Source organism: Paenibacillus sp. V4I7, assembly GCF_030817275.1.
Classification (GTDB): Bacteria; Bacillota; Bacilli; order Paenibacillales; family NBRC-103111; genus Paenibacillus_E.
The window spans coordinates 5,876,121-5,887,635 of sequence record NZ_JAUSZD010000002.1 but is presented as its reverse complement, the minus strand read 5'-3'; the positions used below and the strand labels follow the sequence as shown (position 1 = coordinate 5,887,635).

Genomic DNA, 11,515 nt, shown 5'->3' with positions numbered 1-11,515 from the left:
TTGCGGCTTTTTGTTTTGTTATTGGCGATAAAATTTAATATAGGGATCTTTGGTCGTAGACCAAAGCCTTTCCTCGTTAAACGCGGTCGCTTATCTTCGAAAGGCATCGATAGGTTTTCTCACAATCAATGAGGCTTATGCTCATGAGCTCTGTCCAATTCGACTTGAACTGTTTGTGTGGCGGCTGTTTCGTTTTCGGTCGTTGGCTCGTATTGTGGATCAACTGTTAAGATCGTTTTGCAAAACATGCAGCGATCCGTTTTCCCCAGCATCTTCGTTCTTCTTCCGCATTCCGGACAATCAATGACGGTCGCCGATGTGGAGAGCATACCTGCCCAGAAGTATATACCCATGCTAACCATCATACTTATCATACCAATGATCATGAAGACCACAGCGATGATTCGCCCTGCTTTCCCCCAATCAAAAACGATGCCAGCTAGTCCTATAATCATAAGCAGCATTCCACCCATGGTCATGGCGAGACCCCATAAGCGGAATTCATTTACTTTACTTGATCTGAAACGCACGCGTTGTTCCTCCCCATTCAATTGCTATCATGTTTGTATGAATTGTCACAGAAATCAGCAGGAAACTCCTTCTACGATGTAGAAATAGATATAAACAATTTGGAGACAGGAGCTTCGGATACCCATGGGAATCGATAAAGAGCAGTTTTTGCTTAAGTTCCGAAATGACGAGAGAGGATCATTAGTGTCATGGCGGTAGATAATCCTAAGCAACTTCCTTCACTGACAGATGGTTTTGATACGCTACTTCTAATAGTAACGAACGACCTGAGCCTGAACAATCATACGACTAATTATATAAGAGACGATTCGAGGATACAAGAAAGATGGGTAGATCCATCTTCCATAGAGCAATGGATACGTCATGGCGTCAACCGAAATATCCTTCACTGGCTGCTAAAAGGAGAGATACTTCTGGATCAGAACACTTATTTAGAAGGCTTGCGTCATCGAATACTCGAGTTTCCGGGGGACTTACGTGAGCACAAACTACTGGTTGAATTTTCCTTATTTTTACGTAAATACCTTCAGAGCAAGGAATACATTTTAGATGAGCATTTGCTGGATGCGTATAATAATATTCTAGAAGCGCTTCATCATTGGGCTCGCATTGTTATTATCGAAGATGGTTATCACCCGGAAATAACCGTTTGGAGGCAGATCCGTGCGATTAATCCTGGCGTGTATAAGTTATATGAGGAACTGACAATGAGTAAGGAAACGTTGAAACAGAGAGTTCAGCTTGTTTTACTCGCCTGTGAATTTTCGGTTATGTCGAAAATGGAGCGTTGCTGTGAGGCGTTTATTCAAGTACTTAGAGAAAATGAACAGCCATTAAGTACGGATGAACTGCAGCAGCATTCTCAGTTAGTTGAGCTTAGGGCTGAGCTTCCCTTACTGTTAAATAAGCTTGTCAAAAAAGGATTGATTAAAGAAGTGGCCGTTCTCATTGATGAAGAGAATTCAGAAATAGAATTAAGATATACGAGTATTTAACCGAGCCAAACCCATGAAGAATCAGATGTTATTCTGGTTCTTTTTTTATTCTTATTTTATTGCTTGACTTTGATTGCAATTCTATGATAAATTAACTCTCGCCGCTAAAAACGGTTCGCATTCGAAAGCCAACGCAGTACCAAGATGTAAGCGAAGTAAGAAAAAAGAAAAATAAAAAAAGCTTGCATTGAGTAGCCTAGATGTGATATATTATAAAAGTCGCCGCTAAACGGATGGTGAAGAAACGCGAAAGAAATTGATCTTTGAAAACTGAACAACGAGTGAGTAAGCACGAACGAGAAATCGTTCAAAAAAGAGATTGCAAAATCTCGCTAGCAAGTCAATGAGCATTTCAGCTTTCAGATATACGGACGAGCAATCGTCCACTATTATGGAGAGTTTGATCCTGGCTCAGGACGAACGCTGGCGGCGTGCCTAATACATGCAAGTCGAGCGGATTTATCCTTCGGGATAAGTTAGCGGCGGACGGGTGAGTAACACGTAGGTAACCTGCCTATAAGATCGGGATAACTATCGGAAACGATAGCTAAGACCGGATAACTGGTTTTCTCGCATGAGAGAATCATGAAACACGGAGCAATCTGTGGCTTATAGATGGGCCTGCGGCGCATTAGCTAGTTGGTAGGGTAACGGCCTACCAAGGCGACGATGCGTAGCCGACCTGAGAGGGTGAACGGCCACACTGGGACTGAGACACGGCCCAGACTCCTACGGGAGGCAGCAGTAGGGAATCTTCCGCAATGGACGCAAGTCTGACGGAGCAACGCCGCGTGAGTGATGAAGGTTTTCGGATCGTAAAGCTCTGTTGCCCTAGACGAATAGCATGAGGAGTAACTGCCTTTTGTGTGACGGTATAGGAGAAGAAAGCCCCGGCTAACTACGTGCCAGCAGCCGCGGTAATACGTAGGGGGCAAGCGTTGTCCGGAATTATTGGGCGTAAAGCGCGCGCAGGCGGTCAATTAAGTTGGGTGTTTAAGCCCGGGGCTCAACCCCGGTTCGCATCCAAAACTGGTTGACTTGAGTGTAGGAGAGGAAAGTGGAATTCCACGTGTAGCGGTGAAATGCGTAGAGATGTGGAGGAACACCAGTGGCGAAGGCGACTTTCTGGCCTATAACTGACGCTGAGGCGCGAAAGCGTGGGGAGCAAACAGGATTAGATACCCTGGTAGTCCACGCCGTAAACGATGCATACTAGGTGTTGGGGATTCGATTCCTCGGTGCCGAAGTTAACACAGTAAGTATGCCGCCTGGGGAGTACGCTCGCAAGAGTGAAACTCAAAGGAATTGACGGGGACCCGCACAAGCAGTGGAGTATGTGGTTTAATTCGAAGCAACGCGAAGAACCTTACCAGGTCTTGACATCCCGATGTAACACCTAGAGATAGGTGCCCTCTTCGGAGCATTGGAGACAGGTGGTGCATGGTTGTCGTCAGCTCGTGTCGTGAGATGTTGGGTTAAGTCCCGCAACGAGCGCAACCCTTGATCTTAGTTGCCAGCACTTCGGGTGGGCACTCTAAGATGACTGCCGGTGACAAACCGGAGGAAGGTGGGGATGACGTCAAATCATCATGCCCCTTATGACCTGGGCTACACACGTACTACAATGGTCGGTACAACGGGAAGCGAAGCCGCGAGGTGGAGCCAATCCTTATAAGCCGATCTCAGTTCGGATTGCAGGCTGCAACTCGCCTGCATGAAGTCGGAATTGCTAGTAATCGCGGATCAGCATGCCGCGGTGAATACGTTCCCGGGTCTTGTACACACCGCCCGTCACACCACGAGAGTTTACAACACCCGAAGTCGGTGGGGTAACCCGCAAGGGAGCCAGCCGCCGAAGGTGGGGTAGATGATTGGGGTGAAGTCGTAACAAGGTAGCCGTATCGGAAGGTGCGGCTGGATCACCTCCTTTCTATGGAGACTCGGATCTGATAGATCCAGTCAAGTGATATATAGGGATCTTTGATCGTAGATCAAAGTCTCTCATTGTTCACACAAATCGCTTACTCACTCGTGTTCAGTTTTGAAAGAGCAATCTTTCAAAAGCATTACAGTTGTTCCTTGAAAACTAGATAACGAAACAAAACGTAAAGTAAGAACTTAGGTTGTGTTAACCTTCGGGTTACACAAAAATCTTTAACTCTTTCAATAGGAGAGACTTTTGCTTAGCGCAAAAGATCCCTATAAATGGTTAAGCTAGAAAGAGCACACGGAGGATGCCTAGGCACTAGGAGCCGAAGAAGGACGTGGCGAACGACGAAATGCCTCGGGGAGCCGTAAGCAGGCTTTGATCCGGGGATGTCCGAATGGGGGAACCCAGCTGTGGTAATGCGCAGTTACTCTATTGTGAATACATAGCAATAGTAGAGGCATACCCAGGGAACTGAAACATCTAAGTACCTGGAGGAAAAGAAAACAAAAGTGATTCCGTCAGTAGCGGCGAGCGAAAGCGGAATAGCCCAAACCAAGGAGCTTGCTCCTTGGGGTTGTAGGACCTCGTTGTGGGGTTAGTTCGGTAGGCGAAGTGATCTGGAAAGGTCCGGCATAGAAGGTAAAAGCCCTGTAGCCAAAATCGAACGAAACCCCTAGAGGTATCCTGAGTACGGCGGGTCACGTGAAACCCCGTCGGAATCCGGCAGGACCATCTGCCAAGGCTAAATACTCCCTAGTGACCGATAGTGAAGCAGTACCGTGAGGGAAAGGTGAAAAGCACCGCGGAAGCGGAGTGAAAAAGAACCTGAAACCGTGTGCTTACAAGAAGTCAGAGCCCTCTATATGGGTGATGGCGTGCCTTTTGTAGAATGAACCGGCGAGTTACGTTCCCGTGCGAGGTTAAGTTGAAAAGACGGAGCCGCAGCGAAAGCGAGTCTGAATAGGGCGCTTTAGTACGTGGACGTAGACCCGAAACCGTGTGATCTACCCCTGTCCAGGGTGAAGGTGAGGTAACACTCACTGGAGGCCCGAACCCACGCATGTTGAAAAATGCGGGGATGAGGTGGGGGTAGCGGAGAAATTCCAATCGAACTCGGAGATAGCTGGTTCTCCCCGAAATAGCTTTAGGGCTAGCCTCGGATGTTGAGTTGTGGAGGTAAAGCACTGATTGGGTGCGGGGCCCGCCAAGGGTTACCAAGTCCAGTCAAACTCTGAATGCCACAAACTTAAATCCGGGAGTCAGACAGTGAGTGCTAAGATCCATTGTCAAAAGGGAAACAGCCCAGACCATCAGCTAAGGTCCCCAAGTGTGTGTTAAGTGGGAAAGGATGTGGAGTTGCACAGACAACCAGGATGTTGGCTTAGAAGCAGCCACCATTGAAAGAGTGCGTAATAGCTCACTGGTCGAGTGACTCTGCGCCGAAAATGTAACGGGGCTAAACACGCCACCGAAGCTATGGCTTGCACGTATGTGCATGGGTAGGGGAGCGTTGTATGTACGTAGAATTCTGACCGTAAGGACAGGTGGAGCGCATACAAGTGAGAATGCCGGTATAAGTAACGAAAAGATCAGTGAGAATCTGATCCGCCGAAAACCTAAGGGTTCCTGAGGAAGGCTCGTCCGCTCAGGGTAAGTCGGGACCTAAGGCGAGGCCGAAAGGCGTAGTCGATGGACAACAGGTGGAAATTCCTGTACCACCGTAGCCGTTATGAGCAATGGAGTGACGCAGAAGGATAGTGACGCGAGCTGATGGATGCTCGTCCAAGCAGTGAGGCTGATGTGTAGGCAAATCCGCACATCGTTAAGGCTGGGCTGTGATGGGGAGGGAAATTTAAGTACCGAAGGTCATGAGTTCACACTGCCAAGAAAAGCTTCTAGCCAGGCGAAGGTGCCCGTACCGCAAACCGACACAGGTGGGTGAGAAGAGAATTCTAAGGCGCGCGGAAGAACTCTCGTTAAGGAACTCGGCAAAATGACCCCGTAACTTCGGGAGAAGGGGTGCCTCGGTAGGGTGAATAGCCCGAGGGGGCCGCAGTGAAAAGGCCCAAGCGACTGTTTAGCAAAAACACAGGTCTGTGCGAAGCCGCAAGGCGAAGTATACGGGCTGACGCCTGCCCGGTGCTGGAAGGTTAAGAGGAGTGGTTAGGGACCTCGGTTCCGAAGCTATGAATTGAAGCCCCAGTAAACGGCGGCCGTAACTATAACGGTCCTAAGGTAGCGAAATTCCTTGTCAGGTAAATTCTGACCCGCACGAATGGCGTAACGACTTGGGCGCTGTCTCAACGAGAGATCCGGTGAAATTTTAATACCTGTGAAGATGCAGGTTACCCGCGACAAGACGGAAAGACCCCATGGAGCTTTACTGCAGCTTGATATTGGACTTTGGTACGATCTGTACAGGATAGGTGGGAGCCTTTGAAGCCTGAGCGCCAGCTTGGGTGGAGGCATCGTTGGGATACCACCCTGATCGTATCGGAGTTCTAACCTGGTACCGTGATCCGGTATGGGGACAGTGTCAGGTGGGCAGTTTGACTGGGGCGGTCGCCTCCTAAAATGTAACGGAGGCGTTTAAAGGTTCCCTCAGAATGGTTGGAAATCATTCGCAGAGTGCAAAGGCATAAGGGAGCTTGACTGCGAGACCTACAAGTCGAGCAGGGACGAAAGTCGGACTTAGTGATCCGGTGGTACCGAATGGAAGGGCCATCGCTCAACGGATAAAAGCTACCCTGGGGATAACAGGCTTATCTCCCCCAAGAGTCCACATCGACGGGGAGGTTTGGCACCTCGATGTCGGCTCATCGCATCCTGGGGCTGAAGTAGGTCCCAAGGGTTGGGCTGTTCGCCCATTAAAGCGGTACGCGAGCTGGGTTCAGAACGTCGTGAGACAGTTCGGTCCCTATCTGTCGCGGGCGTAGGAAATTTGAGAGGAGCTGTCCTTAGTACGAGAGGACCGGGATGGACGTACCGCTGGTGTACCAGTTGTCTCGCCAGAGGCATCGCTGGGTAGCTATGTACGGAGGGGATAAGCGCTGAAAGCATCTAAGCGCGAAGCCCCCCTCAAGATGAGATTTCCCAGTATGTAAGACCCCTTGTAGACGACGAGGTTGATAGGTTCGAGGTGGAAGTGCAGCAATGCATGCAGCTGACGAATACTAATCGGTCGAGGGCTTAACCAATAAACCTAAGATGAATTACTTTACGCAAGTTTCGTATCTAGTTTTCAAGGAATAAATCCTTGAAGTGAACATTGTTTCTATTCCCTGATAGCTCAGTTGGTAGAGCACTCGACTGTTAATCGAGTTGTCACAGGTTCGAGTCCTGTTCGGGGAGCCATATGGAGAGGTGTCCGAGCTGGCCGAAGGAGCACGATTGGAAATCGTGTAGGCGTCACAAGCGTCTCGAGGGTTCGAATCCCTCTCTCTCCGCCACTATCTTTCTAGCAAGGCCCGTTGGTCAAGTGGTTAAGACACCTCCCTTTCACGGAGGTAACAGGGGTTCGAGTCCCCTACGGGTCACCATTCTTACTTCCATGGAGGCTTAGCTCAGCTGGGAGAGCATCTGCCTTACAAGCAGAGGGTCGGCGGTTCGATCCCGTCAGCCTCCACCATGATTCCTTTAGTAAGACTTGCTTTACTAGGATTCATCATATATGCTTATTGACGCGGGGTGGAGCAGCCCGGTAGCTCGTCGGGCTCATAACCCGAAGGCCGCAGGTTCAAATCCTGCCCCCGCAACCAATCTTCTTATAGAAGAAGATATTGTACTTAGCATGGAGCTGTGGTGTAGTGGCCTAACATGCCTGCCTGTCACGCAGGAGACCGCGGGTTCGAATCCCGTCAGCTCCGCCATTTTTTCAAAATCAAGTAAGGCTCGGTAGCTCAGTCGGTAGAGCAGAGGACTGAAAATCCTCGTGTCGGCGGTTCGATTCCGTCCCGAGCCACCATTTTTACAAACTTAATATGCCGTTGTAGCTCAACTGGTAGAGCAACTGACTTGTAATCAGTAGGTTGGGGGTTCAAGTCCTCTCGACGGCACCATTGCTTTGTGGAGGCTTAGTGAAGTGGCTAAACACGGCAGACTGTAAATCTGCTCTCTTCGAGTTCGGTGGTTCGAATCCATCAGCCTCCATTTACTTTTTCTAGGGGCATAGTTTAAGGGTAGAACAAAGGTCTCCAAAACCTTTGGTGTGGGTTCAATTCCTGCTGCCCCTGCCAAAAAAGTAAGAAACTTAATATTGTGGCGGTCGTGGCGAAGGGGTTAACGCACTGGTTTGTGGATCCAGCATTCGCGGGTTCAAGTCCCGTCGTCCGCCCATTATTACCCAAGTAACATAATGGGGATTAGCCAAGCGGTAAGGCAACGGACTTTGACTCCGTCATGCCAAGGTTCAAATCCTTGATCCCCAGTTTTATATGCGGAAGTGGCTCAGCGGTAGAGCATCGCCTTGCCAAGGCGAGGGTCGCGGGTTCGATCCCCGTCTTCCGCTCCATTATTACTAAGGCGCCATAGCCAAGTGGTAAGGCAGAGCTCTGCAAAAGCTTTACCCCCAGTTCGAATCTGGGTGGCGCCTCCACATTTATTAGCCGGAGTGGCGGAATCGGCAGACGCACAGGACTTAAAATCCTGCGGTAGGTGACTACCGTACCAGTTCAAGTCTGGTCTTCGGCACCATTATCTTTACAACTTCATATGCCGGCATGGCGGAATGGCAGACGCGCTCGACTCAAAATCGAGTCCGAAAGGGTGGAGGTTCGAGTCCTCTTGCCGGTATGAAGCAAAAATAGGACATGAAATCATTTGATTTCATGTCCTATTTTTTATATTGTATGGATATAAAATTTAATGCGTTTGAATCATATACAAATGGCTGTGAAATCGAGAAAATACTTCATTTATTTTTCTGACTGAAAGGAGGATGGATATGAGAAATTCCTTGCGTTTCAAATTCATTACTGGCTTTCTAATCATTATTATTCCGCTTGTTTTTTTTCTATTATTTAATAATTTGTATGCAATAAATGTCGTACGAGAGCAAGTCTCCACAACAAATAGCAACTTACTTGCGCAGCATGTAAAGCAAATCAATCAGATATTTGCTGAAACTAACACCTATCTGTATGATTTATGGGATAACGAAATTGACATTAATCAGCTAAATGATCTCACATTTGGTACGGACGAGTATTTGCTAACTAAAAAAAGAATAGTCAATCGCTTTCAAACGAACCTCAATTATTTTTTTCTGCTGGATACCATATTTCTTTTTAATGACCGGACACAGGATGTGACCTTTGTAACTAAAAAGGATTATTATTTTCAGCAGCGGCTAATTACGGAATCAGTTCCAATAGAAATAACTGATCAGAAAAACATGGACTCGCCGGTATGGCAGTTAATTCAATTTGAAAATCGAACAGTCTTGATGAAAACTACGCGCCTGACGAACAATCTCATTGCGGGGGCAATCGTAAATACAGACAGCTTGGTCGCTTCGTTACAGTTTTTGGATATGGGGACAACCGGCGGTGCAGTCATACTTTCCAAAAATGGGGATGTCGCATCACATACGACGCTTGGAGCTTCGGAACTAAAGGAAGCCGTTGAAGCAGTACCTCGTCTTAATAATACGTACCAAATTGTAACTGATCCGAAGGATAATAATAAATATTTGTTGATTAGTGTTTTTTCTGAAATTGCAAACATTAATTACACCGTAATGATTCCCGAAGGGACTATGCTGAAACATCTTCCATTCTTTCAGATAGCGGTATATTTTATCCCTTTGTGTGGGATATTGATTCTGCTTTTTTACTTATACTTTCTGCGAAGTGTCTTATTGAAGCCAATGAATACATTGATGCTTGGGATGAAACGTATTATGCGAGGTGATTTAAACATTCGATTGAATGAAGATCACTCGAGTGAATTTTCTTTTTTGATAGGCACGTTTAACAATATGGTTACAGAGATTTCAAAGTTGAAAATAAATGTTTATGAGGAGAAAATTCGTACGCAGGAGGCTGAATTTGGACTTCTGCAAGTGCAAATCCGACCGCATTTTTATTTAAATTCATTGAATATTATTTATAGTTTAGCAGCTATTAAGGAATATGCTTTGATCCAAAAAATGACACAGCATTTGGCAGAATACTTTCGTTTTATTACGCAGACTAAACAAGGGACCGTGACACTAGAAGCTGAAATCAGACACACTCAAAATTATTTGGAGATCCAAAAGCTGCGGTTTCCTAACCAACTCGTTTATGAGATTGAACTGCCGGATCAATATCGGAAATGTGATATCCTACCTTTAACGATTCAAACATTTGTTGAAAATAGCATCATCCATGGATTTGCGGATCGAAGAGAACTCTTTACGGTTCAAATCATCGTGACAGCAGATGAACAAATGCCGGATGATTTCTTATGGATAGAAGTCAGTGATAGCGGAGTGGGATTTTCTGAGACTTTATTGAAAAATTTGAAAGAAGTCAGTTACGAAGATGAGTTATTTGCAGAAGGCCATCTAGGTATTCAAAATGTAATAAAAAGGCAGCGTATCAGATATAAAGGAAAAGCAAAATTGTTGTTTAACAATGGTAAAGTTAGAGGCGCTGAAGTTAAATTAGGTATTCCGATGAGTTATTCTGTAAGCGAGGAGGATGAAGATGTATAACTTGTTGGTTGTGGATGATGAGTTATATGCCGTCAAAGGTATCACTCAAGGCATTGATTGGTCGCAGATGGACATATCAGAAGTATTTGAGGCATTCAATGCGGAGGAGGCCAAAGAGCGGTTTGCTTTATCCGCAGTAGATATCGTAATTTGTGACATAGAAATGCCTTCATGTAATGGCTTAGAACTATTAGAATGGATAAAAGAAAATTATCCCCAAACAGAAACGATTTTTGTCACAGGTCATGCTGACTTTAGTTATGCACGCAGAGCGATTCACCTAGGCAGTTTTGATTATTTGTTGAAGCCTGTTAATTATGAAGAATTAAAGGCTGTTGTTAGCCGTGTCATACAAAAACTTATGATAGATCGAACTTACAAAAAATACTCTTCATTGTTTGAATCCCATAAACCTCTTATGGAGGAAAGATTTTGGCAGGAATTTTTTGCGAATCGAATATCCCCTTCGGAAACGCAATTAGAACAGCTTATTACAAAATATCAATTGAATATTTCATCCCAATGTTCAATACTGCCTATTTTAATAAGTGTAGAATTGTGGCAAAAGGAGTTGACAGTTCGTGAAGAAGAAATACTGGAATATGCGCTGCGAAATGCAGCTTCGGAATTAATTGTAAAAGGAGATCAGGGCTGCGTCATTCAAGATCGAAGAGGACATAATATCGTTATACTTTATGAAAAACATGGCGAGAGTATGGATATGGAGGAACTTACACGTCGGTGTGAAAGCTACTTATCGGCTTGCAATCAATACTTTTATTGTCATTTGTCCTGCTATGTCGGCACAGTCTCAAAGTTCCCTAATCTGCACAAAACGTATGTATCACTTTTGGAAATGGAACGCAGCAATGTTACCCAATCCAACAAAGTGTTAGCGCAATTTAATCAGTGGTCTCAACGCATTGTCACACTAGGAAAAGACATCCTACAAGTAGAGGATAGAGAACAAGCTTCCGTCATCCAAAAAATATACGATTATATAGATGAGCATTTGCAGGATGAACTTAGTAGAGAGCAAATTGCAGAATATGTACACTTTAATTCAGCGTATTTATCTCGGTTGTTTCGAAAAGAAACAAACACTTCGTTAACGGACTACATTCTGGAGAAAAGAATGAACAAAGCAAAGTTACTTTTGATCTCCACAAATATTAAAATAAGTGACGTTTCCTCTTTGGTTGGCTATGGTGATATCCCTCATTTTACTAAAATGTTTAAAAGATATGTCGGATTAACTCCACAGGAATTTCGAAAGAGTAAATCTTAAGTATAATTAATAAAAAGGAAGACTCTTGGTTTTATAGCCAAAGAGTTTTTTATTTATGTCACAATAACACAAGT

Annotated in this window: 4 protein-coding genes, 16 tRNA genes and 2 rRNA genes; 21 read left to right on the top strand and 1 reads right to left on the bottom strand. The window is 45.6% G+C overall.

Features of this window, described 5'->3' with window-relative positions:
* Positions 1 to 125: 125 nt before the first annotated feature.
* On the bottom strand, positions 126 to 530 hold the full coding sequence (locus QFZ80_RS27620; protein WP_307552743.1) for a DUF2614 family zinc ribbon-containing protein: 405 nt from the start codon (positions 528 to 530) through the stop codon (positions 126 to 128).
* 189 nt (positions 531 to 719) lie between these two features.
* Here QFZ80_RS27620 and QFZ80_RS27615 point away from each other — a divergent pair, with 189 nt between their 5' ends.
* From QFZ80_RS27615 to QFZ80_RS27515, 21 genes are all read left to right on the top strand, one after another.
* Positions 720 to 1,526, top strand: a complete 807-nt coding sequence (locus QFZ80_RS27615; protein ID WP_307562021.1) for a nucleotidyltransferase-like protein — start codon at positions 720 to 722, stop codon at positions 1,524 to 1,526.
* Between the two features lie 388 nt (positions 1,527 to 1,914).
* A 16S ribosomal RNA gene (locus tag QFZ80_RS27610) occupies positions 1,915 to 3,456 on the top strand.
* A 277-nt stretch (positions 3,457 to 3,733) separates the two neighbouring features.
* A 23S ribosomal RNA gene (locus QFZ80_RS27605) occupies positions 3,734 to 6,653 on the top strand.
* Together the 16S and 23S rRNA genes with 16 tRNA genes alongside form the textbook arrangement of a ribosomal RNA operon.
* An 81-nt stretch (positions 6,654 to 6,734) precedes the next feature.
* A tRNA-Asn gene (locus tag QFZ80_RS27600) sits at positions 6,735 to 6,810 on the top strand.
* A gap of 3 nt (positions 6,811 to 6,813) precedes the next feature.
* Positions 6,814 to 6,905, top strand: a tRNA-Ser gene (locus QFZ80_RS27595).
* 15 nt (positions 6,906 to 6,920) lie between these two features.
* A tRNA-Glu gene (locus QFZ80_RS27590) sits at positions 6,921 to 6,995 on the top strand.
* A 13-nt stretch (positions 6,996 to 7,008) separates the two neighbouring features.
* A tRNA-Val gene (locus tag QFZ80_RS27585) sits at positions 7,009 to 7,084 on the top strand.
* Positions 7,085 to 7,137: 53 nt separating this feature from the next.
* Positions 7,138 to 7,214 (top strand) — tRNA-Met (locus QFZ80_RS27580).
* 34 nt (positions 7,215 to 7,248) lie between these two features.
* Positions 7,249 to 7,325, top strand: a tRNA-Asp gene (locus QFZ80_RS27575).
* 19 nt (positions 7,326 to 7,344) lie between these two features.
* A tRNA-Phe gene (locus tag QFZ80_RS27570) sits at positions 7,345 to 7,420 on the top strand.
* Between the two features lie 18 nt (positions 7,421 to 7,438).
* Positions 7,439 to 7,514: transfer RNA gene (locus QFZ80_RS27565), tRNA-Thr, on the top strand.
* 9 nt (positions 7,515 to 7,523) lie between these two features.
* A tRNA-Tyr gene (locus QFZ80_RS27560) sits at positions 7,524 to 7,605 on the top strand.
* A gap of 12 nt (positions 7,606 to 7,617) precedes the next feature.
* A tRNA-Trp gene (locus QFZ80_RS27555) sits at positions 7,618 to 7,691 on the top strand.
* Between the two features lie 25 nt (positions 7,692 to 7,716).
* Positions 7,717 to 7,789: transfer RNA gene (locus QFZ80_RS27550), tRNA-His, on the top strand.
* Between the two features lie 22 nt (positions 7,790 to 7,811).
* Positions 7,812 to 7,883, top strand: a tRNA-Gln gene (locus QFZ80_RS27545).
* 8 nt (positions 7,884 to 7,891) lie between these two features.
* Positions 7,892 to 7,966 (top strand) — tRNA-Gly (locus tag QFZ80_RS27540).
* A gap of 10 nt (positions 7,967 to 7,976) precedes the next feature.
* Positions 7,977 to 8,050: transfer RNA gene (locus tag QFZ80_RS27535), tRNA-Cys, on the top strand.
* A gap of 9 nt (positions 8,051 to 8,059) precedes the next feature.
* Positions 8,060 to 8,148, top strand: a tRNA-Leu gene (locus tag QFZ80_RS27530).
* A gap of 20 nt (positions 8,149 to 8,168) precedes the next feature.
* A tRNA-Leu gene (locus QFZ80_RS27525) sits at positions 8,169 to 8,247 on the top strand.
* A gap of 151 nt (positions 8,248 to 8,398) precedes the next feature.
* Complete coding sequence (locus QFZ80_RS27520) at positions 8,399 to 10,153, top strand: sensor histidine kinase (protein WP_307562019.1); 1,755 nt, start codon at positions 8,399 to 8,401, stop codon at positions 10,151 to 10,153.
* Positions 10,146 to 11,441: a response regulator transcription factor gene (locus QFZ80_RS27515; protein WP_307552748.1), complete on the top strand. Its 1,296-nt coding sequence runs from the start codon at positions 10,146 to 10,148 to the stop codon at positions 11,439 to 11,441. Before QFZ80_RS27520 ends, QFZ80_RS27515 begins: the two co-directional genes overlap by 8 nt.
* The last annotated feature ends 74 nt before the right edge of the window (positions 11,442 to 11,515 follow it).